This window comes from Hahella chejuensis KCTC 2396 (genome assembly GCF_000012985.1).
Taxonomy (GTDB): domain Bacteria; phylum Pseudomonadota; class Gammaproteobacteria; order Pseudomonadales; family Oleiphilaceae; genus Hahella; species Hahella chejuensis.
The window spans coordinates 5,948,923-5,970,357 of the sequence record NC_007645.1; the positions used below are offsets into that span (position 1 = coordinate 5,948,923).

At 55.9% G+C, this 21,435-nt stretch carries 19 protein-coding genes; 6 read left to right on the forward strand and 13 right to left on the reverse strand.

Going from position 1 to position 21,435, the window contains the following annotated elements; all coding sequences use genetic code 11:
* Window positions 1-74 precede the first annotated feature (74 nt).
* From HCH_RS26150 to HCH_RS26160, 3 genes are read left to right on the forward strand one after another with little or no spacing between them, the layout of a single operon-like run.
* Complete coding sequence (locus HCH_RS26150) at window positions 75-3,530, forward strand: hybrid sensor histidine kinase/response regulator (protein ID WP_011399541.1); 3,456 nt, start codon at window positions 75-77, stop codon at window positions 3,528-3,530.
* The gene (locus HCH_RS26155) at window positions 3,527-4,012 is read left to right on the forward strand and encodes a hypothetical protein (RefSeq protein ID WP_011399542.1); all 486 of its coding nucleotides are present in this window, start codon (window positions 3,527-3,529) and stop codon (window positions 4,010-4,012) included. The genes HCH_RS26150 and HCH_RS26155 overlap by 4 nt, the downstream gene beginning before the upstream one ends.
* Window positions 3,966-4,457: a chemotaxis protein CheW gene (locus tag HCH_RS26160; RefSeq protein WP_011399543.1), complete on the forward strand. Its 492-nt coding sequence runs from the start codon at window positions 3,966-3,968 to the stop codon at window positions 4,455-4,457. The genes HCH_RS26155 and HCH_RS26160 overlap by 47 nt, the downstream gene beginning before the upstream one ends.
* Window positions 4,458-4,533: 76 nt before the next feature.
* Here HCH_RS26160 and HCH_RS26165 read toward each other — a convergent pair whose 3' ends face one another.
* The 13 genes from HCH_RS26165 to HCH_RS26225 all read right to left on the reverse strand — a co-directional run bounded on the left by HCH_RS26165 (window position 4,534) and on the right by HCH_RS26225 (window position 17,673).
* A complete protein-coding gene (locus tag HCH_RS26165) occupies window positions 4,534-5,952 on the reverse strand; it encodes an ABC1 kinase family protein (RefSeq protein WP_011399544.1) in 1,419 nt (472 codons plus the stop codon).
* A 33-nt stretch (window positions 5,953-5,985) separates the two neighbouring features.
* A complete protein-coding gene (gene lipA, locus HCH_RS26170) occupies window positions 5,986-6,984 on the reverse strand; it encodes a lipoyl synthase (protein ID WP_011399545.1) in 999 nt (332 codons plus the stop codon).
* Entirely contained in the window at window positions 6,977-7,651 is a 675-nt protein-coding gene (lipB, locus tag HCH_RS26175; protein ID WP_011399546.1) for a lipoyl(octanoyl) transferase LipB, read from the reverse strand. The genes lipA and lipB overlap by 8 nt, the downstream gene beginning before the upstream one ends.
* A gap of 27 nt (window positions 7,652-7,678) precedes the next feature.
* The gene (locus tag HCH_RS26180; protein ID WP_011399547.1) at window positions 7,679-7,954 is read right to left on the reverse strand and encodes an HP0495 family protein; all 276 of its coding nucleotides are present in this window, start codon (window positions 7,952-7,954) and stop codon (window positions 7,679-7,681) included.
* A gap of 139 nt (window positions 7,955-8,093) precedes the next feature.
* Entirely contained in the window at window positions 8,094-9,254 is a 1,161-nt protein-coding gene (locus tag HCH_RS26185) for a D-alanyl-D-alanine carboxypeptidase family protein (protein WP_011399548.1), read from the reverse strand.
* A 140-nt stretch (window positions 9,255-9,394) separates the two neighbouring features.
* Window positions 9,395-10,294, reverse strand: a complete 900-nt coding sequence (locus HCH_RS26190) for a septal ring lytic transglycosylase RlpA family protein (RefSeq protein ID WP_011399549.1) — start codon at window positions 10,292-10,294, stop codon at window positions 9,395-9,397.
* Window positions 10,248-11,306: a lytic murein transglycosylase B gene (mltB, locus tag HCH_RS26195; RefSeq protein ID WP_011399550.1), complete on the reverse strand. Its 1,059-nt coding sequence runs from the start codon at window positions 11,304-11,306 to the stop codon at window positions 10,248-10,250. Before mltB ends, HCH_RS26190 begins: the two co-directional genes overlap by 47 nt.
* A 49-nt stretch (window positions 11,307-11,355) precedes the next feature.
* Window positions 11,356-12,507, reverse strand: a complete 1,152-nt coding sequence (gene rodA, locus HCH_RS26200) for a rod shape-determining protein RodA (RefSeq protein ID WP_011399551.1) — start codon at window positions 12,505-12,507, stop codon at window positions 11,356-11,358.
* 98 nt (window positions 12,508-12,605) lie between these two features.
* Entirely contained in the window at window positions 12,606-14,471 is a 1,866-nt protein-coding gene (gene mrdA / locus HCH_RS26205) for a penicillin-binding protein 2 (protein WP_011399552.1), read from the reverse strand.
* 283 nt (window positions 14,472-14,754) lie between these two features.
* A complete protein-coding gene (rlmH, locus tag HCH_RS26210) occupies window positions 14,755-15,225 on the reverse strand; it encodes a 23S rRNA (pseudouridine(1915)-N(3))-methyltransferase RlmH (RefSeq protein ID WP_041598945.1) in 471 nt (156 codons plus the stop codon).
* Between the two features lie 40 nt (window positions 15,226-15,265).
* Window positions 15,266-15,619: a ribosome silencing factor gene (rsfS, locus tag HCH_RS26215; protein ID WP_011399554.1), complete on the reverse strand. Its 354-nt coding sequence runs from the start codon at window positions 15,617-15,619 to the stop codon at window positions 15,266-15,268.
* A 107-nt stretch (window positions 15,620-15,726) separates the two neighbouring features.
* Window positions 15,727-16,386: a nicotinate-nucleotide adenylyltransferase gene (gene nadD, locus HCH_RS26220; protein ID WP_011399555.1), complete on the reverse strand. Its 660-nt coding sequence runs from the start codon at window positions 16,384-16,386 to the stop codon at window positions 15,727-15,729.
* Between the two features lie 30 nt (window positions 16,387-16,416).
* Window positions 16,417-17,673 (reverse strand): glutamate-5-semialdehyde dehydrogenase, encoded by a 1,257-nt coding sequence (locus HCH_RS26225; protein ID WP_011399556.1) that lies wholly within the window; start codon window positions 17,671-17,673, stop codon window positions 16,417-16,419.
* Window positions 17,674-17,795: 122 nt separating this feature from the next.
* Between HCH_RS26225 and HCH_RS26230 the strand changes: the two genes are divergently transcribed.
* The 3 genes from HCH_RS26230 to HCH_RS26240 all read left to right on the forward strand — a co-directional run bounded on the left by HCH_RS26230 (window position 17,796) and on the right by HCH_RS26240 (window position 21,432).
* Entirely contained in the window at window positions 17,796-18,800 is a 1,005-nt protein-coding gene (locus HCH_RS26230) for a GGDEF domain-containing protein (RefSeq protein ID WP_011399557.1), read from the forward strand.
* Complete coding sequence (locus tag HCH_RS26235; RefSeq protein ID WP_011399558.1) at window positions 18,790-19,776, forward strand: GGDEF domain-containing protein; 987 nt, start codon at window positions 18,790-18,792, stop codon at window positions 19,774-19,776. The genes HCH_RS26230 and HCH_RS26235 overlap by 11 nt, the downstream gene beginning before the upstream one ends.
* 222 nt (window positions 19,777-19,998) lie before the next feature.
* The gene (locus HCH_RS26240) at window positions 19,999-21,432 is read left to right on the forward strand and encodes a bifunctional DedA family/phosphatase PAP2 family protein (protein ID WP_011399559.1); all 1,434 of its coding nucleotides are present in this window, start codon (window positions 19,999-20,001) and stop codon (window positions 21,430-21,432) included.
* The last annotated feature ends 3 nt before the right edge of the window (window positions 21,433-21,435 follow it).

A 21,435-nucleotide genomic window follows, 5' to 3' on the forward strand; every position in this document is an offset into this window, starting at 1 on the left:
GTTGCTGTTTAAACCTGATGTTTGGCGCGCTCCCCCGGAGCGCCCGCAACCACTAACCAGGATGGATTCCGTCTATGCACAAGCAAGACCCTGTTTCACCCACCGTCGAACTCATTCGCACCTTTACTGCGGAACTGGAGGATGTGGCGGCGACGCAACGGACCGTCGATGCGGAATTAGTCTTCGCCGCTCTGGAAAACGTCAACGACGCTTTGGAGATGGCGGCCATGCCGGAATTGCAGGCGCGCCTGCAACGCCTGTATGCGAATATCGCCAGCGACGGCCCAAAAGATCCGCGAAGCAATGAAACCATGCCGAATTTCCCGGTTGAAGCGAAAAAGGTCTGGTCCATCATCGATTGGCTGCACAGACTGGAACCCCTGGCGGAAGAACAATTATCACTGCAAGCGCAGCAAAACGCCGCCGGCCCCGAAAGTTGGAATGACTATAACGCATCACAACCAGAGGGCGCCGTAGCGGACACAAACGCTTCCGCCGAGACTATCCCCGCGATGGAAGTAACGGAAACCGAAACGGACAACGCCGACGAGCTGGTCGCGGAAGTCTATGAAGAAGATTTCGTCGACATTGCGGCAGAACTCGGCGTCACCTTGCCGGCGATGGATGTGGCGGAAGTCACGGAAGAGGAACCGGAAATAACATTCGACCTCTCCGACTTCACTCCCCCCGCGGATCTTCCCGAATCTCACCAGGAAATTCTGGCGTCGCTGTGGGAGGAAACCGCCGCCCTGCTGCCGGAATTCGCCAAGCAGGCGGAAAAAATGCGGGACTCCATCAAAGCCCGCCATTGTTATTGCGAACTGCTGCAAACCCTGGGCGAAACCTGCGCCTATCTGGGATTGTCCGGCCTGCAACTGCTGTTCGATATGGTGGCGATTCGCCTGCAGTCCATTGACCAGGTGGACCCGGAGCTGGCGGACTTACTGGAACAGTGGCCCGTATTGCTTCACGAATACCTGCAAAGCGGCGCATCAGAAGAAAGCTGCCTGTGTCTGATGCAGTTTATCGACGACGCCACCTGGGGCGAGCGTCTGGACGAAGAGACGCAGCAAGCTATTCTGGAAAATCTGGTGGACTTCCAGCTCAGCGACGACGAGTTTATGGAGGAAACAGCAGAAGACGCCGTATTAACGCCTGAAGATATCTCCCTGGTTCCATCTGACGGAGCCAACCAGGAAGTATTCCAGGCGTTTTTGCTGGATTCACCCAACCATACTCATGCGCTGTTCCATGCGCTGTCCTCCCTGCATGGCGATCTGTCTGACAAGAAAGCCTTCCTGCAGCAGGCCCAACGCGCCAGCCATACCTTGAAAGGCGCCGCCAACCTGATCGGCATCAAGGGCGTCGCCAATATCAGCCACGCCATGGAGGAGATCTTTGAAGCCCTGGCGGACGGCAAGGCGGCGTGGAGCCTAGAGATGAAAGACATGTTGCTCAGCGCCGCGGATTGCGTCAGCAGCATGATCGACCACCTGCTGGGACGGGATCAACCGCCGGAAGACGCCCTTCCTCTGCTCAACGCACTGGTGCACTGGCGCTCTCCAGAGAAAGCCGAAGCCGCCTGGGCGGCGATGCAGGAGCACCATGCAGACACTGAAGTCGACGCCTCCCCGGCGGATGACAAAGTGGTGGCGCTGCCCTCCCGCGACAACGCTGCGGAACGCGCGCCGGCTGCCCCCGCACAGGAAGAAGCCTCCGCCGCTCCCGCGCAGCAACAGTTTGCCGCGCCGCAGGACAACGCCGGTCTGGAGCAGTTGCTGCAGTTAGCGGAAGAGATGAGCATCAACACCGTACAGGCGCAGGAGCTGTACAAGCGCGTGCAGCTCACTGGCTTTGATCTGAAAGGCCACGACACCCGCTTGAACGAAACCCGTCTGGAGCTGGAAGGCCTGATCGACAGCCGCAGCATGGCGCGCAAACTGCGCCCGGACAGCGAACATGCGCAGGATCTCGATCCGCTGGAGATGGACCGCTATGACGACATGCATCGCTGCTCCCACCAGCTGTTCGAAGCCATCGCTGACGTACGCGAGTTGAACCAGAAGCTACAGGACCAACTGGCGATGATGGATGCGCTGATGCGACAACAGCACCGTCATATCGACACTTTGCAGCACCAGTTGCTGTCGCGCCAACGGGTCGCGGCGCAGGTTCTGAGCGGCCGTCTGCAGCGCTGCGTGCGTCAAGCCTGTCGCGCCGCCGGCAAACTAGCGGATCTGGTTATCGTTGGCGAAGATATTCAGGTGGACCGGGAGTTGGTGGAGAAACTGGCCGACCCGCTGATGCACCTGTTGCGCAATGCCGTCGACCACGGCATCGAAGATGAACAAAGTCGTCTCGCCACCGGCAAGTCCGGACAAGGTCTGATCGCCCTGAACTACCGCCAGGATGGACGTTTCCTGGAGATCAGCCTCAGCGATGATGGCCGCGGCCTCGACTTCGACAGCATTTACGAAAAAGCCAAGCAACGCGGCCTGCTGCCCGCCGACGGCGGACGCCCGGACAATCAATCCCTGGCGCAGCTGGTTTGGCTCCCCGGCTTCAGCACCAAGGACAAAGCCACTCAGTTATCCGGCCGCGGCATTGGCATGGACGCAGTGCGTAGCCAGGTTGAGCTGCTCGGCGGCACGGTGCGCTTCAGCTTCGATGACGAAGGCGGCTGCCGCCTGCTGATCCGGGTGCCAGTGAAGGAAATCACCCAGTACATGTTGCTGGTGCTTGTGGGCGCGCAACGCTTCGCCCTGCCCACCGCCGTTCTGAAACAGATTCTGCCGACTCACACCGGCGAACTGGAAGAGGTGGCCGGCAAGCCCTATCTGGAATATGACGGTCAGCTTTACCCTTATATCGACCTGGCGCAGCGCCTGTATGGGCAACCCGCTCCGGAAGGCGCCGGCAAACCAGTGGTGATCGCCGAACTCAACGAACGCACCGTGGCCATCGCCGTAGACATGCTGCTCACCGGCGAACAGCTGGTGGTGCGGACGCCGGGTAAATTGATCCCCGGTCTGCGCGGCGTCTTCGGCTTGACCATTCTGGGCGACGGCTCGCTGGTGCCGGTGCTGAACCTGTCGGATCTGTTGCAACAGAATCAATCCAAACAGGCTTATCAAACCGCTCACATCATCACCGAGAGCCAGGTTGATTCCCCTAAAATACTGGTGGTGGACGACTCCCTCAGCGTTCGCAGCACCCTGAAGCAGCTGCTGCAGGACTGCGGCTTTGAAGTCGTCACCGCCAGCGATGGCCTCGACGCCGTCGAGAAACTGCGGCACATCACCCCCAACCTGTTGTTGGTGGATATGGAGATGCCGCGCATGGACGGACTGGAGTTGACCCGACACCTGCGTCAGCAGCAGGACTGGGCCAACATGCCTGTGGTTATGCTGACCTCACGCAGCCACGAAAAACATCGTAGTCTGGCCCATAAGGCCGGGGTGACGGCTTACGCCACGAAACCCTACAACGACAACGAGCTCATGGATACCATCAGGGAGTTGCTGACATGATTGGAGAAAAGTCGAGCTTAACCGCATATTACTCACTGGTCGTCGCGGGCAGGACCTTGTATCTGCCCGCCAGCGACATTCTTTATCTGGCGGGAAAGGAAGAAGTGCTGGATATAGAACACATTCCATGCATCCGTTTTAACGGTGAACTGTATCCCGTTTACGGATTTCGCGAAGGGTTCATTCCCCAGCCCGGGCTACAGGGCGGCGATTCCCGCGCCGCCCTGATATGCAGCCCCGAATCCGGCGCCGAACCGGCGCTGGCGCTTTCCTGTCGCGCCATCTATAAACTGCGCGCCAATCATCGACCGCGCCGCCTACCGGACTTCATGGTCGGCTCAAGTCCGATCGAAGGCGTTCTGCGCCACAATACCGGCTGGGAGTGTTACACCAGCGCCCATCAACTGATCGAATACTTTGAGAAGGCATTACGCTATGAACTCCCCCAATTCCAATTTCAAAATGTTCGTTTGGTTAGCTGACGCCGGCGAGCGTCAGAGCATCGCCTTCGTCGCCGATACGCTTTGCGAATATCTGCAGGATGTGGCGGTGCAGGATTTGCCCACCTCCGCGCCGAGCTGTTCGCATGTCGTGGAGTGGATGGGGCATGTGGTGCCGGTGTTTCGTTTGCGTCCCGGCAATAGCAACGAACACGTCAACGTAGTGGTGTTGCGCGCCTCCGCCAACCAGGAAAACGGTTATATCGCGCTGGAAACCCGCAACGCGCCAGTGAAAGTGGAGATCACCGACGATCAGTTCGAGGCGTTTGACGCCAATGAGCGTCCGTTGTGGCGGGAGGCGCTGATCTCCGGCTTTATCCGCGACGGTCAATCCATTCCCATCGTGCATCCGGATTTACTGTGCGCCAAAGGCTTCGTCAGCACGGCTAATTCATACTTCATTAAACATTTGCGCCTGACGGCGTAATGCGCTTCCCGGCTCCCGCGTTCTATTTTCAGGGTGGACGGCGCGGGGGCCTTTTTTCAGCGTTAAGCCAGGAGGCTCATGCGCCCTGAACGGCAGTCTGTGGATAGAGATAACGTTCCAAAATAGCGCTGCCGTTGAATTCCGCATCCAGCACTGACACAAATGTGTAAACGCCAACCAGCTTACGATTAAGAAAGACAAACTCCTTCGGAGGAATCTGAAAGTAACGGTTAATCGCCGATTTGGCGGCGCGTTTGGCGATGCGGGTCGGCAGGTCGCTGCGCCGCCAGCAGTATTCATTGTCCGCATTCAGAGCGAATTCAGGTACATCCTCCGCCTCCGCAGCCAAGGGCTCCAGCACCGCCATGCAGACTTTACCGAATTCATCCAGCACGCTGGCCGGCCAGTCGCGACGCATGAAACGCAGTTTCACCGCACCCTCGATCACTCGCTCCAGATCCCGCTCATAGGAGGCTCGGATCATGTCGCATACGGGACGGATAAATGAATCCGGATATTTTTGCACAGCGCCGAAATCCAGCAGCACGATGCGGTCCGGCTCGCCTGGATTAGCGCCAAGGCGAATACGGTAGTTGCCGAAGTTGGGATCGGTCTGCAGCTCGCCCCATACAAACAGCTCGCGGAAGAATAACTCCAAAGCCGCCTGCGCCAGATGGTTACGACGCGCCAGGGACAATTCCTGGACCTGCGCATGGGTGACGCCCAGACCCGGCTCATAGGATGTCGCCATGACATGGGAAGTGGAATATTCGGGGAAAACGTCAGGAACCACGAAACGATCGTCGTCTTTGAGCATCTCGCCGAAGCGGCGGGTAGTTTCCAGCTCAAGGCTGTAATTCACTTCCCGGTGCATCATGGCGCGGACTTCTTCCAGCCACTCGTCGAAGTCAGGGCCGAACGACACCATACGCGCAACTTTCAACAGACGGGCGACGGAGTCCAGGTCAGAATCCACCGCCTCCGCAACGCCTGGGTACTGAATCTTCAGACATAGCTCTCTGCCGTCGGACTTGCGGCGCGCCCGATGCACCTGCCCCAGGGAAGCGGCGCCGATAGGCTCATGCAGGACATCCAGCTCCTTGAGCTTATCCGCTCCTAGCTCCTGAAGCAGAACTTGATGAATTTTGCTCCATCCCAGAGCTGTCGTGCGGTCTTCCAGAGTATGCAGAGCTTCGGTCACTTCCACAGGCAGGAAGTGTTCGCCATACAGCGCCATGACCTGGCCGATTTTAACAACGCTGCCTTTAAGCTGTCCCAGCTCCTCCACCAGATACTGAGCCTGACGGGACAGCGCTTCGCGACGGCTTTCCTCACGTTTTTCACGGGACTTGAACAGGTTGGCGGCCATATTGCCCGCCAACCGCGATCCCGCGACCAAACCAGCCCGCGTCAGGCTGAGGCGTCGTTCAAAGCTTCCAGTCTTGATACGGTCAACCTCCCGGGCATTGTTCTTGGCGTCTGGTTTATCACTCATGCCGCATTCAATATTCCCTTTAAAAGTTCCGCGTCAGGAGATGGTCTCGCCGGCGGCCTGCTTGTCCGCGTGATAGGAAGATCTCACCAACGGCCCGCTCGCCACCTGTTTGAAGCCGATTTCGTATCCGTAATCCGCCAGCTCCTTGAACTCGTCAGGATGTACGAAACGCACAACGGGCAAGTGGTCTTTGGAAGGAGCCAGATACTGGCCCAAGGTCAGCATATCGGTATTGTGCGCGCGCAGATCTCTCATGACCTGCTTAACTTCTTCAATTTCTTCGCCAATACCCAGCATCAGACCGGACTTGGTCGGCACATCCGGCGCCGCTTCTTTGAAACGCTTCAGCAGCAGCAATGACCATGCGTAGTCAGCGCCGGGACGCGCCTGCTTGTACAAACGAGGCACCGTCTCCAGGTTATGGTTGAAAACGTCAGGGGGCGACTCGCGCAGAATATCCAGCGCCACGTCCATACGACCACGGAAGTCGGGCACCAGAACCTCAATTTTCAGGTTGGGGCTGTATTTACGGGATTCGCTGATGCACTTGGCGAAATGTCCCGCGCCGCCATCACGCAGGTCGTCGCGGTCCACCGAGGTGATGACCACATACTTCAGATTCATTTCAGCAATGGCCTGCGCCAGATGCGTCGGCTCGTTTTCGTCAAGCGCGTTGGGACGACCGTGGGCCACGTCACAGAACGGACAGCGGCGGGTACAGATATCGCCCATGATCATAAAGGTGGCGGTGCCGTGACTAAAACACTCGCTTAAGTTGGGGCAGGACGCTTCTTCGCAGACAGAGTGCAGATTCAGCTTGCGCAGCTTTTGCTTGATGGCTTCCACGCTGGGGGAAGAGGACAGGCGCACCCGTATCCAGTCCGGTTTTCTGGGCACGGCGTCAGTGGCGATAATCTTAACGGGATTGCGGGATACTTTATCGTAACCGCGCAGTTTGACGCCCTGCTCCACCCGCTTGACCGCCGCTTTCGGCGCCTCAGCCAGAGAACCTTGTACGTTGGTTTCACTCATCTCCGGGTAACCCTCTCTGCTCTACAACTGATTGGAAGCCCGCTGCGCGGACAAATTGGCTCAGCCACGCATCGGCGACTGATGCCCAGCTCACATCCGGTACGAATTCTTTTATCTGCGTCATCCGCAACCCCTGATAGCCGCAGGGATTAATGCGCAAAAAGGGCTCCAGATCCATATCCACATTCAAGGCCAGACCATGGAACGAGGAACCGCGTCGAATTCTTAACCCCAGGGACGCAATCTTGGCGTCTCCCACATACACGCCGGGCGCATCTTTGCGGGCATGGGCTTCGATACCGTATCCCGCCAGCGTATCCACCAGCGTGTTTTCGATCATTGTCACCAGATCTCGGGCGCCCATTTTGAGACGCCGCAGATCCAAAAGTAAATACACCATTAGTTGGCCGGGACCGTGGTAGGTCACCTGGCCGCCGCGATCCACCTGCACAACCGGGATGTCGCCCGGGAACAGAACATGCTCGGCATCGCCGGCCTGCCCCTGAGTAAACACGGGCTCATGCTGCAATAGCCAGACTTCGTCCGTGGTTTCAGCGTCGCGCTGCTGGGTAAAATCCTGCATCGCCCGCCAGACCGGTTCATAGGACACCAGCCCAAAGCGCCGCACTATCAACGTCTGAACTTGCGTCGACGCCACAGTTTCCATCTCGACAGAGTCCTGCTGGGTCACGACTTACAACACCATTTGCACGGCGCTGTGCGCTTTCAGATCCAGAAACAGGCGACGAATATGCTCCTCGCTCTGTGCCTGAATGCTAAAACGCAATGAAAGATATTTACCGTTGCGGCTGTCGAGCGCGTCAATCGAAGACGCATCGAACTCAGGCGCATGGGCGCGCACAATTGTCGCCACGACTTCCTGAAAATCAGGCCCCGCCACACCGATGACTTTCAACGGATAGTCGCAGGGAAATTCAATTTTGGGAGCCTCTTTTTGGCTATCGGTCATGAGAGCACCTTTAACAGCAACCAAGACAAACCGCCTGGGTTAAAAATGAACAAAACCTCTGGTCGCCACGCGGCCAGAGGTCTGCTTATTATACGCTTTTACAGGGCGTTTTGGCTCGCCCTTGTCCCGGCGTTTGCGCTTATTCAAATAATCCCATAAAGAACAGCACGATAGCGTGCCAGATACGCTTGAAGAAGCCAGCCTCTTCAACTGCTTCCAAAGCCACCACTGGTTTTTCCAGCAGTAATTCGCCATTCAGCTTGACAGTTAGCTTGCCCAGCTCCGCGCCCACTTCGATTGGCGCCTTGATAACCTTATCGATATCGACAGTGGCTTCCAGCGCGTCTTTTTTACCCCGCGGGATAGTCACTACAATTTCCTTGCTCAACCCCAATGGAAGGGTGTCGGCGGAGCCGGCCCATATATCGCTGTCCACCAGTTTTTGCCCGGCTGAGTACAGCTTATGGGTTTCAAAATAGCGGAAGCCATAGTTCAACAACTTCAGCGTCTCGCGAGCGCGGGCTTCCTCGCTCTTGGCGCCCATCACCACACTGATCAGACGCATGCCGTCGCGTACGGCGGAAGACACCAGGCAATAGCCCGCTTCTTCCGTATGGCCGGTTTTAAGTCCATCCACGGACTTGTCGCGCCACAACAACAGGTTGCGGTTAGGCTGGCGGATATTGTTGTAAGTAAAGTATTTTTCTGAATAAAGCGGATATTGATTAGGGAAGTCGTTGATAATCGCTTTCGCCAACTTCGCCAAGTCATGTGCGGAGGAGTAATGATTCTCCGAAGGCAGGCCAGTGGCGTTTGCGAAATTGGTGTTGCTCATGCCCAGACGCTGCGCGTGCTGGTTCATCATGGAAGCAAAAGCGTCTTCGCTGCCGGCGAGAAACTCCGCGACGGCGACGCTGGCGTCGTTGCCGGACTGAATGATAATGCCCTTGAGCAAATCGCCCAGACGAACGCTGGTGCCTTCGCGCACGAACATTTTGGAGCCGCCGGTTTTCCAGGCTTTGACACTGATCGGCGCTTCGTCGTTGAAGCTGACATTGCCCTGGTCAACTTCGTAATCCAGCACGTAGGACGTCATCATCTTGGTCAAACTGGCGGGGGGAAGGCGTTCTTCAGAATTTTTCTCAACGATAATGGCGCCGCTTTCGGCGTCCATCAGGATGTACGAAGAGGCTGCGATTTGCGGCGCCGAGGGTATCAGGGAAGCTTGGTCCGCCCAGGCTGCGCCGACGGCCCAGCACAGGAAAAATGCAATATAAACTCGCATCCTTGGTAATGACATGATTGGTTCTCTGGCTTTTACTTGGATTTGTGTGTGATTAGGTCGCGGTTTTGCAGCTGAATAGTAACGGAAAGCCGGGGCTAATTCACCCCGAACTGAAACTCTGTCGCATTAACTTGCGGTAACCCGTAACGCGCCGTTCAAATGCTGGGATTATTCAGCGCCCGCTTGATCAGCATGGTTTCCGGATAGGCCGCGCGCTGCAGGATATCCAAAAAACGAGCCGCTTCCTCCTCTTTGACGAACGGCCCCACTCTCACCCGATAGATCGAGTCTGTATCCGGTTTGCTAACGAACACTGGCGCGTCCAGCAGTGAGCTGATGTGGTTACGCACTTTAATCGCCCCCAGTTCCGTACTGAACGCTCCCACCTGTAAAAAATATCCTTGTGCGACATCCGAAGTGGGTGCGGGAACCGGCGTCGGAGCCGCCGTCACAACCGGTTTGGAAGTCGCCGCATGCGCCACCTGGGCGGGCGTCGTGGCTTCCGTCACCACTTCCACCCTTACACGAGCGGTCCCCTTTTTGTCATAGCCCAGCTTTTTCGCCGCCGCGTACGATAAATCAATCAACCTGCCGCCATGGAACGGGCCGCGATCATTCACCCGCACGATCACGCTACGGCCATTTTCCAGATTGGTGACTCGTACATAGGTGGGCAAAGGCAGACTTTTATGAGCGGCGGTGTAGTCATACATGTTGTATGTTTCGCCGTTGGACGTCTTATAGCCGTGAAATTTGGTTCCATACCAGGAGGCCACGCCTTCTTCCACATAGCCGTCGCTGGAGTTCATCACATAATATGTTTTACCCCAAACAGAATAAGGGCTCTTATTACCGCCGCGACTACGCGGCTCTTTGCGGGGAGTTGGCTCTTTCAGATGGCTCAAGTCCACCTCGCCGTCTGGTCCCCGGTCGTGCTGAATATGGTAGCGGGAGGGCGGCGTCGTGGAGCACCCCGCCGCCAGCAGGATCAATAGTAGCGCCAGGGCGTTAACCCCCAGCCGCCTCCACTGACCCGTCGGTATCGCTCGAATCATCGTTACGTATCGCCTCACTGAGTTGGAACACCGCCATAGCGTATAAATCGCTGTGGTTATAGCGGGTTATCACATAAAAATTCTGTAGTCCCAGCCAATATTCCTTGCTGGTTTCCGCTTCCAACGCCATCAGTCTGGCGCGAGCTTTATCATCCAATGATTCAGGGACAGGCACCCCCGCCTTTTTTAATTTACCCACGCTATGCGCAGGCTTCTGCTTCTTCGGCAGTAGCGCTGCGGGCGGAGCCTCTTTCATCTCGACCTGCATTGCAACGCTTTCTCCCTGACGCCAGCCATGCCGCGCCAGATAGTTAGCCACACTGCCAATCGCATCCGTTTTGTCAGTCAGAATATCAGCAATCTTATCGCCATTAAAATCAACGGCATAGCTGCGGTAACTGCTAGGTATGAACTGACCGTAGCCCATTGCGCCCGCATAAGAGCCAGTCAAGCTCATAACATCAAAGCCCTGCTCCCGACCGAGTAACAGATAATGCTCCAGTTCGCTGCGAAAGAACTTGCTGCGCGGAGGGTAATCAAACGCCAGCGTGGATAAAGCGTCAATGACCCGATAGCGCCCCTTATGTCGACCGTACAGGGTTTCCACACCAATAATCGCCGTGATGACCTGCGCGGGGACGCCATATTCCGCTTCCGCCCGGATCAACGCATCCTTGTTCTCCTTCATGAACTCCTTACCGCCGGCAATGCGCTGGTCGGTGAGAAATATCCGGCGATAATCCTTCCATTCCAGCACTTTTTCCGCAGGCCGCTTCATTGCGTCGATAATATCCTGTTTCTTCTCCGTTCCCGCGAAAATCTGCTGCAGCTGCGCTTTATCAAAGCCGTGCTTGGTCGCCATACTGGCGATAAACTTTTTGGCTTCCGGGTGAGACTTATAGGCGACGCTTTCCTCCGCCGCATTCACAGCGCTTATTCCCAGCGCGCTGAATACAAACAACGCTAGCGCAGACTTTTTTATTGTTTGCGGAATGTCATTCCAAGATTGCATAAATCCCCTTCGTCTCTAAGGCCCCGCCACGCAGGACTGCCTCGTGAGTTTATCTGGACAGCATTTTCTTATGAGTATGAATCGACATCAGTATGCCGAAGGACGCCATCAGGGTAAGCACGGAGGTACCGCCATAGCTTACCAATGGCAAAGGCACGCCAACCACCGGCAGAATGCCGCTCACCATGCCCATATTGACGAAAACATATACGAAAAATGTCATGATCAACGATCCCGCCAGCAAACGGGAAAACGTATCCTGGCCGTTAGCCGCTATATACAGCCCGCGACCGATAATCATCATATACAGGGTAAGAATACAGGCCACGCCGATATAGCCGAACTCTTCCGCCAGCACAGCGATAATAAAGTCCGTATGGCTCTCCGGCAGGAAATCCAAATGAGACTGGGTGCCTTCCAGCCAACCTTTGCCGCCAAAGCCGCCGGAACCAATCGCAGTTTTGGACTGGATGATATTCCAGCCAGTGCGCAGAGGGTCCGATTCGGGGTCAAGGAACGTTAACACCCGCTGCTTTTGATAGTCGTGCATGACGAAAAACCACATCGCCGGCGCCAGCGCCGCAACGCCAGCAAGACAGCCGAGAATCCACCGCAACCCAAGCCCCGAGAATAACAACACGAAGACGCCGGAGGCGGCGATCAGAATGGCCGTTCCCAAGTCAGGCTGTTTGGCGATCAAGGCGGCGGGCACAAAGATAATGATCAGCGTCCCGATAATATGCTTAAAGGAAGGAGGCAGGATACGGTCCGACAGATACCAGGCCACCATCATCGGCACCGCCAGTTTCATGAATTCAGATGGCTGCACCCGTACGCCGACGCCTGGAATCTTCAGCCAGCGTTGAGCGCCTTTGGCGTCGCTGCCGACCACCAGTACCGCCACCAGGCCGGCCAAACCAAGGAAAAACACCCACGGAGCCCAACGCCTGAACACCTGCGGATCAAATCTCGCCAGCACCAGCATCAAGGCGGAAGCGATGCCGAAGTGAATGCCTTGCCTGGCCACATCGGACATACTTTTCTCACTGCCGCTGTAAAGCACGAACAAGCCGCCAAACACCAGAATCAGCAGCAAAGTGAATAGCGGAACGTCGATGTGAAGAACGCTGGCGAGCGTGCGAGGGCGACTGAAATGCGCCTCACCGCCGGGTAACTGCCTTACGAAATCGCTGCTTTTCATATCCCAAGTATCGATCTGCGTCACCCGACTCTGGTCGGGACGAATGTTTATAGTAATAGTCGCAACGGGGCTCGCCCGCGCATCAATACAAATCTAGTTCAGGGCGAAGCCGCCTGCATCCGCCCCGGTTCCAGTTCGGGTCCAACCAAATGGGCGTCAAACATTTTGCGCGCCACCGGCGCAGCCGCACCGCTGCCTCCGCCCCCGTTTTCAACCAATACCGCCACTGCGATTTTGGGGTTATCCACTGGCGCAAAGCCGACAAAAAGAGCGTGGTCACGATGACGTTCAGCGATGGCTTCCGCGTCATACACGGCATTCTGTTTGATGCCGATTACCTGCGCCGTCCCGGTTTTTCCCGCCATTTTGTAGGGTGAGTCCTTACCGCTGGAGCGGGCTGTGCCATGACGCCCATGCATAACGCCTTCCATCGCCTTGATCACATAGTTCCAATACCACTCCTGCTTGAGCGTGACGTCAGGCGGCGATTCAATATCCGTCACTTCACTTTCATTCAGTGTCTTGATCAAACGAGGACGCACCCACTTGCCTCGATTAGCCAGAACCGCCGTGGCGGTGGCCAACTGCATGGGGGTGGAAAGCATGAAGCCCTGACCGATGCCCATATTCAAGGAGTCGCCCGGGAACCAGGGAAGTCGCCGCGCCGCGCGCTTCCACTCTCGTGAGGGTAAGATGCCATCCTGAGCTTCGTCGATGTCGTAAACCGTCTGCTCACCGAAGCCGAACTGCGCCATATAGGCGTACATGTTATCGACCCCCATACGGAAAGCCATATCGTAGAAGAAAACGTCACACGATTGCTCAATGGAGGCATTGAGATCCACCCAGCCATGGCCGGAGCGCTTCCAATCGCGATACTTGCGGTCATCGTTTTTAAGCTGATACCACCCCGGATCCCATATCCGGGTATTAACGTTGATGGTTTCCGTATCCAATCCCGCCAGACCCAGAAACGGTTTGACGGTGGAGCCGGGCGGATATTGCCCCCGCAGCGCGCGGTTAAAAAGAGGAATGTCAGGTGAATCCTGCAATGCTTTATAGGTCGCGGAGTCGATGCCGGTGACAAACAGGTTGGGATCAAAACTGGGCGTACTGACCAGCGCAAGTATCCCGCCGGTGGAAGGCTCTATCGCCACGACCGCGCCCCGTCTGCCATCCAGCGCCTCTATGGCGGCGCGCTGCAGATTGACATCCAGGTACAAGGAAATATCGGAGCCAGGGGTTGGCGCAGCACGATCCAGAACTCTTAAAACCCGCCCCCGCGCGTCAGTTTCCACTGTCTGATAGCCAACGGAGCCATGCAGCAGGCTTTCATAATGACGCTCCACGCCAAGTTTGCCGTAATACTGCGTGCCGCTGTAATTGGCGGGGTCGACCTGCTTCAACTCCCGCTCGCTGATGCGGCCGACATATCCCAGCACATGAGCCAGGGTGTCGCCCAGCGGATAGTAGCGGATCAACTCAGCCTCGACTTCAACGCCCGCAAGTCGGTGTCGGTTCACGGCGATGCGAGCGATCTCCTCTTCCGTCAGCCTTGACTTCAATGTCACCGATTCGTATGGACGCCTACGCTGCCCCATCCGCTTGCGAAACGACTCAACGTCATCTTCTGTAATCTCAAGAATGTCTTGTAGTTCCGCGATTGTGGCTTCCAGATCTTGCGTTCTTTCTTTCACCAATGTGAGGGAAAACGTAGGCTGATTATCCGCCAGCAACACGCCATTGCGATCATAGATCAAGCCACGAGTGGGCGTGATGGATTGCAACTGCATGCGGTTACGGTCAGAAAGGGTCTTGTAGACTTCGTGTTGGCTGATTTGCAGGTAGTAATAGCGCGCAAACAGCGCAAGGCTCAAGGCGATCACTCCCAGTGCAGCCCAAATGGCCCGTTGGAAAAAAATGCGTTGCTCGCGGAAGTGGTCTTTCAGCTCTCGGGAAGCCATGGCTCTTTGTGGTCAATACCGTCAGTTGCTGGTTATGTCAGGCTCCGCCGGTAGATATTATTCTGGTCGCGGACGCAGGCGCTATTATCTTAGTCCTATCTATCCGAGGACGGTACTTACTATCTTTCCATTATTCCCATACTTACCTCCTTTTCTCCTTTAATTCGGGAAACGACTCAGTCAATCTTCAATTTGGAGCCGCCCTCAATCAGGGCCGGGGCCGTCTGTGCGGCCCGCCCGCTTGGTCTCCCCGCCTTGATCAGGCCTGACGCCGGTATATTGATTATTCCCGGTGGTAAGGATGTCCTTGCAATATGGTCCAGGCTCGATAAAGCTGCTCCGCGAGCAGCACTCGAACCAACGGATGCGGCAGCGTCAACGGCGACAGCGACCATTGTTGATTCGCTCTCGCTCGACACGCATCGCTCAGCCCGTCCGGTCCTCCCACCAGCAAAGCGACATCCTGCCCGGACATGCGCCAGCGCTCCATTTGTTGCGACAATTGGGGAGTGGACCATGACTTGCCTTCGACTTCCAATGCGACGACATGATCGCCGGAACCCAGTGACTGCAAAATGCTCTCTCCTTCCTGGATCTTGAGCTTATGCGGGTCCGCGTTCTTTTGACGCCTGGGCATGGGTATTTCGATGAGCTGCAAGGGCATGTCACGAGGCATACGTTTAACGTACTCGTTATAACCCTGCTCAACCCAGCCAGGCATTTTACCGCCCACTGCGATTAGCTTTATCCGCACTGTAATTCTTTAATCGTCAATAAATACTTTATCGCCGGAATTACACGTGATGCGACATGGATTCCGCCACTGGCGAATCGCGCCAGAAGCGCTCCAGATCATAAAACTCCCGGGACGACGGCAGCATGACATGAACCACGATATCGCCCAGATCCACCAGGATCCAATCGGACGCCGCGCCGCCTTCAGAGCCCAGCGGACGACCGCCGTTGGCTTTGACTTCAGCAATGACGTTATCCGCGATGGATTTAACGTGACGATTTGAGGTTCCGCTGGCGATAACCATGTAGTCCGTTACGCTGGTGCGGTCTTTTACATCCAGCACGGAGATATCTTTTGCTTTGATATCTTCCAGTGCTTTAATGACTATCTCTTTCAGATTTTCAGTCTCCATAACGCCTCATAGAGGGGGGGGTTAAAGAATATTTAAATAATGCGGCGCCCGCCGCCCGCAAGCGGTTTCCAATAACTGTCGCGTTGCAATAATTAAGGAAAAGCGCCCTAGGCATTCACAGCGCCATACAAACGATGCTGGCGAATATATCGCCACACCGAATCCGGTAGTAAGAAACGGGGGGATAGGCGCAAGCCGATCAGCTCACGCACCTTGGAACTGGAAATTCCCATTTGGGTAAGCGTAATAAATCCAACCTTTCCGGCAGGCTGGCGTATCAGGTCGTTATTGCTCTCTGCGGAGTGCTGACGCAAAAAATCTCCCAATTCACCTTGCTCACAAAATGACCAACCCGGTCTGTTAACCACCATTATATGGGCTAATTGAATAATTTCCAGCCATCTTCGCCATTTTGGCAGTGACTCGAATGCGTCAGTCCCCATAACAAATATCAACGGCCGCAGATTACCTACCTCTTGACGCAGCTCCAACAGCGTATCCACCGTATAGCTGGCGCCAGTTCTGCGAACCTCAACTTCGTCAATACGCAAGCTTGGTTCTCCTTCCAACGCCAGCCGCAGCATGGCTAGACGATGTTCCCCGGACGCCTTGGGAGCCGAGCGATGACGCGGGTCGCCACAGGGAATCAGGCGCACTTCGGCTGACTCGCCGAAGTGCTGCTGTAGTTCCAGCGCCGTACGCAAGTGACCGAAATGTATGGGATCGAAAGTGCCGCCAAGCAGCACTATGGGAGAATGTTCCTGCATGATCAGGTAGGAAAACTCGCCTCGCGCCCGTTACTGCCTAATATGGCCATCTCCGAGCACCACGTATTTTTGTGAGGTCAGCCCTTCCAGTCCGACGGGACCACGCGCATGAATTTTATCGGTGGAAATGCCGATTTCCGCGCCCAAGCCATATTCAAAGCCGTCAGCGAATCGTGTGGATGCGTTGATCATCACCGAGCTGGAGTCTACCTCCGTCAGAAAACGACGGCCTTTGCTGTAGCTCTCCGTCACGATCGCGTCAGTATGATGCGAGCCATAGTGATTGATATGAGCTATCGCCTCATCCAGGTTTTCAACTACCTTGATCGCCAGAATCGGCGCCAGATATTCTTCGGACCAATCCGCTTCCACTGCGCTCAACGCCTGCGGCAGGATTTCCCGGGTTCGCTCGCAGCCCCGCAACTCAACGCCTTTCTCGGCGTAGGCTTGCGCCAACTGCGGCAAAATGGTTGCGGCGACAGGCGCGTCCACCAATAGCGTCTCCATAGTATTACACGTGCCGTAACGCTGGGTTTTCGAGTTAACCGCAATAGTCAGGGCTTTATTCAGATCCGCATCGCGGTCGATAAAAACATGGCAGACGCCATCCAGATGCTTTATGACAGGCACCCTGGCTTCGCGACTGATGCGCTCGATCAGTCCCTTGCCGCCACGAGGGACGATAACGTCGACATAATCAGGCATGGTAATCAGTTCGCCCACAGCAGCGCGATCCGTCGTCTTGATCACCTGCACCACTGATGCAGGCAAACCCGCTGTTTTCAAACCATTTTCGATACAGGCGGCGATCGCCTGATTGGAATGAATGGCTTCAGAGCCCCCGCGCAGAATGGTGGCGTTGCCTGATTTCAAACACAGGCTGGCCGCTTCAACGGTCACATTGGGACGAGACTCATAGATGATGCCCACAACGCCTAACGGCACGCGCATTTTGCCGACTTGAATTCCGCTGGGACGATAGTTAAGACCCGTAATTTCGCCTACCGGGTCCGGCAGTGCTGCAACCTGATGCAACCCTTTGATCATAGCGTCGATACGGGCCGGCGTCAGCTCCAGACGATCAAGCAATGCAGCGTCCAGGCCATTCGCCCGACCGGACTCCAGATCTTTGGCGTTAGCGGCCATCAGTTCTTCTCGCGCGGCGTCGATAGCTTCCGCAGTAGCGATCAGCGCTTTGTTCTTGACGCCGGTGTCCGCTTTAGCGATCAATCGGGACGCCGAGCGGGCTTCGCTCCCCACTTCGCGCATGTAGGCATTTATATCCATGCAGTCTAAGACCTCTGCTTGGTATTTCCGAAACATGATGTAAACTGGCTATTATACATCAGCAAATGCTGAATAATACTGACAACTTATACTCAAATCCCCGATGCATAACATAAAACAACATGACGCCCGTTGAGCTAAACAACCAACTGCGCAGTAAAGCTTATTCTCTCGCGGCGGTAGTCGCCGCACTTTTGGCGCTGGGCGCCGCACTCTTCGCAGAGTGGTTGATGGCCGGCGTCGCCGGCGTATTCGCAGGCCTGTTGCTGGCCAACGGCAAGCTCAATCAACGCCATGGAGAGCAACCCGCTCCGTTATGGTTGTCCCATGTCATCGTGGTGTTTCTGGTGATCATCACCCTGGCGGCCATGGTGCGCTATCCGGGCACCGCCGAGCAATGGTGCTACATTGTGCCGTTGATCGCCTTTCTGATTTATCGGATTCAAGTGGCGACTATCGTCACCTCCGCTTACTCCATCGCATTAGCGCTGGCGCTTATCGGCTATTATCAGGGGCCGGAAAAAGTGCAGATCTTCTTCATCTACTTATTGAGCTTGGCCATGTCTCTGGCTTTTGTGTATCTGCGCGAGATCAAAGAACAGCAGCTCAAGCCGTTGCGCCGCACCGACAACCTTACTCTGGCGTCCACCCGCGAGTATCTGGCGCAAGACCTCGACAAGGAAATTCAGCGCAGCGAGCGCGAAGGCACTGACTTGTCTATTCTGGCCTTGAGCATTGATAGCAACTCCCTGGAGCACGCCTCCGCCGACGATAAAGATCACATTCTGCACAGGCTGGGTCGCATGCTGCATGAGAATCTACGCCTGTTCGACAGCTACTATCGTTATGAAAACGTGGACTTTATTATTCTGCTGCCCCACTGCAACTCCAGAGAGGCGACGAAGAAAGCATCGCAGTTGAGAGTGAAAGCAAAACAGGCGCTGAGCACGCGCGAGATCACAGTCACCGTCAGCCTGGGACTGGCGACGCTCAATGTTGGCGATACTCCAGAAACGCTGATCGCCAACGCCCGTCGCGCGCTCACATTCGCCCGCAACAAAGGCGCGAATCAACAGACTGATTTCCTGGAAGTGGAATCCGACGGAGGAGCGACACTTGCTGGCTGAATCCTATTTACGCACCCGTACGCGCATCGCCTTATACCTGGCGACGTTGTTCCTGCTCTTGTTCATGTCCGTACAAAATGTTCGCTACGGCTTATATGACCTGTTTTACATGAGCATTCTACTGGCGCCGGCGATGCTGTTCGGAGCCATTTACGCCTGGGCTCGACGCAGCGACCTGAACGCCTATGGCGGTCATCTCGCGGTGTTGACCGTTATGCTCGTGGTGGTCTCGCTACAGCTGAGCGGCGGTCAAAAGGCGATCGTACATTGGCTGTATGGCATCGGGCTGTTCAGCTTTTTGCTTCTTCCTCTGCGCCCCGCGTTTACTTTCAATATTGTCACCTTGCTCATCAGCAGCGTCGCTCTGTCATACAGCGACTCTTTCTATAGCACGCTGCGTTTCGCCACCAGTTATGCGCTGTTAGTCGGCCTGGCCGGCGTCTACGCCTATTTGTATCACCATAAATCCCGCTTTCTGGTGCATGCGTCCATCAAAGACCCACTCACCGGCGCCTACAATCAAAAGCACCTGGAATTCTCTCTCAAGCAGGAAATTTCTCGTTCGGAAGCCACGTCCCACCCCTTGTCTCTGGTGGTATTGGAAGTCGACTTTTTCGATCAGCAGCGCGAAGTGCAGGGGCAGAATTTCATTAATGAGCTGCTTTCTCAATTCGGCGCCCAACTCCTGCAAATGACCCGAGCGGGCGACAGTATCTACTACGTCGATAATGGCCGCTTTTTCATTATGTTGCCGATGACGCCAGAAGAAGGGTTGCTGGTGATCGCGGAGCGTTTACGTCGCAGTGTGGAGGAGCATACCTGGCCAATTATCGACAGTCTCACTGTCAGCGTAGGTTGCCTGACGCGGAAATCCGGAGAAACAGACGATCAGGCTCTGACGGACCGGGCGTTGACCGCTTTAAAGCAGGCCCAGCAATCCGGTCATAACCGCGTGGTGCTAAGCAAGTCCAAATAACCGGAGCCATTCAGGCTCCTGTCGCCGCCAAATGATCAGGTCACTTACTCTTTCCTGGTCTACCTGTACGCCCGCGTGAGCGGCCAAACATTACCAGTCTTTCAGGGCGGAAAGTTAGAAAAAAGGCCGCCTGCAGCTTAAAATAGCCCTCCGAAAAGCGCTCACCTGGAGATACTTACAATCGGGCGATGCGCCAATAGTTTCAGTTGCAAAGGAAACACTGTGTCTCCGAATTCTCTTCTCATTTGGATGCAACAGCATCCTGACTGGTTAGCTATCGCCGTCTTCCTGGTGGCTTTTCTGGAATCCCTGGCTATCGCCGGCATTATCATACCCGGAGTCGTATTGCTGTTCGGTCTCGCGGCGATTTGCGGCGGCGGCGCGCTGGCGTTGCAATGGACCATCATGGCGGCCTTTTTAGGCGCAGTCTGTGGCGATGGCTTGAGTTTCTATCTCGGTAAATACCTGGATGTCCGCGTTCGCGGGTTGTGGCCTTTGTCGAAATACCCTGACCTGCTGACGCAAGGAGAAAGCTTCTTTCAGCGCCATGGCGGAAAAAGCGTCATTATCGGGCGCTTCATAGGCCCCGTCCGTCCTGTCATTCCCCTGGTGGCGGGGATGCTCAATATGAGCGCGCGCCGCTTCTTTACCTTTAATCTGTTATCCGCTCTGGCCTGGGCGCCCTTGTATGTCGTACCCGGTTTTCTGGTCGGCGCCGCTATCGACACGCGTGCGCCATTGCCTCCGCATTTCTACCCGGTATTAACCGTCGTCGTTCTGGTCCTGGTGAGTCTGGCCAGCCTGTTTACTCAGTTTCATTATCAATTGCGCCCCAGCGGCAAGCTTTACCGTTCCCTGCTCCGTTTCGGCGCTAAGCGCCCTGGCGTCGGCCGTTTATGGTCCAACAGCTATAGTCTCCGTGGCGGCGTCAAAGAATATCCTATCAGCTCCTTTCTTCTGGGCTCCTGCGCGCTGTTGCTTTTCATCTTGTGGAGCTTGTTGGTGATGAACACCGACGCAGTGTCGCACTTGAACGCCTGGGTCGCGGAGAATATACAACGTCTGCACACTCCAATTCTGGATTATCTCTTCACAGGCATGACGCTACTGGGCGATCCCGCATTTTTATACATCGCCTTCGGATTCTTCTGTCTGTTGTTACTACTGCAGAACAACCTGCGCCTGATGTTGTGCTGCGTGGGCGCTGGCCTGGTCACCCATGCCGCAACCACTGGACTGAAACACTGGTTACAAATCGCCCGGCCGGAAGCGCTGCTGGCGCCTGAGTCTTTCGCCTATCCCAGCGGCCATACCAGCGGCGCGGTACTGGTCTATGGACTGGCGACATCAATGCTGGCGCGGGAGTTCAGGCCACCGCAACGTTGGCCGATCTATATTTCCGGCGCGATGGCCGCCTTGCTGATAGCGTTCAGCCGCCTGTATCTGGGCGTACATTGGTTTTCAGACGTCGTCGGAGGCGCCTTACTGGGACTGACAATCTGCGGCTTCGCCCGGGTAGCGCAAAGCCATTTCGACAGAGCCCCGATGTGGCGGGCCGGTTGGCGCTATGCGCTGCTATTCGGTTTTATTCTGGCGGCGTGCGCCTATCTTGGCTGGACCATGCCGGAAGCCGTCAGCGTTCAAATGAAGGGGTAAGGG

Bases quoted from the DNA above. Each gene is read 5' to 3' on its own strand.
- HCH_RS26230 (WP_011399557.1), top strand. From the start codon at position 17,796: ATGACGCCCGTTGAGCTAAACAACCAACTGCGCAGTAAAGCTTATTCT.
- nadD (WP_011399555.1), bottom strand. From the start codon at position 16,386: ATGCAGGAACATTCTCCCATAGTGCTGCTTGGCGGCACTTTCGATCCC.
- lipA (WP_011399545.1), bottom strand. From the start codon at position 6,984: ATGAGTGAAACCAACGTACAAGGTTCTCTGGCTGAGGCGCCGAAAGCG.
- HCH_RS26160 (WP_011399543.1), top strand. From the start codon at position 3,966: ATGAACTCCCCCAATTCCAATTTCAAAATGTTCGTTTGGTTAGCTGAC.
- HCH_RS26190 (WP_011399549.1), bottom strand. From the start codon at position 10,294: ATGATTCGAGCGATACCGACGGGTCAGTGGAGGCGGCTGGGGGTTAAC.
- mltB (WP_011399550.1), bottom strand. From the start codon at position 11,306: ATGCAATCTTGGAATGACATTCCGCAAACAATAAAAAAGTCTGCGCTA.
- HCH_RS26185 (WP_011399548.1), bottom strand. From the start codon at position 9,254: ATGTCATTACCAAGGATGCGAGTTTATATTGCATTTTTCCTGTGCTGG.
- lipB (WP_011399546.1), bottom strand. From the start codon at position 7,651: ATGGAAACTGTGGCGTCGACGCAAGTTCAGACGTTGATAGTGCGGCGC.
- HCH_RS26165 (WP_011399544.1), bottom strand. From the start codon at position 5,952: ATGAGTGATAAACCAGACGCCAAGAACAATGCCCGGGAGGTTGACCGT.
- mrdA (WP_011399552.1), bottom strand. From the start codon at position 14,471: ATGGCTTCCCGAGAGCTGAAAGACCACTTCCGCGAGCAACGCATTTTT.
- HCH_RS26180 (WP_011399547.1), bottom strand. From the start codon at position 7,954: ATGACCGATAGCCAAAAAGAGGCTCCCAAAATTGAATTTCCCTGCGAC.
- HCH_RS26225 (WP_011399556.1), bottom strand. From the start codon at position 17,673: ATGGATATAAATGCCTACATGCGCGAAGTGGGGAGCGAAGCCCGCTCG.
- HCH_RS26155 (WP_011399542.1), top strand. From the start codon at position 3,527: ATGATTGGAGAAAAGTCGAGCTTAACCGCATATTACTCACTGGTCGTC.
- rsfS (WP_011399554.1), bottom strand. From the start codon at position 15,619: ATGGAGACTGAAAATCTGAAAGAGATAGTCATTAAAGCACTGGAAGAT.
- rodA (WP_011399551.1), bottom strand. From the start codon at position 12,507: ATGAAAAGCAGCGATTTCGTAAGGCAGTTACCCGGCGGTGAGGCGCAT.
- HCH_RS26150 (WP_011399541.1), top strand. From the start codon at position 75: ATGCACAAGCAAGACCCTGTTTCACCCACCGTCGAACTCATTCGCACC.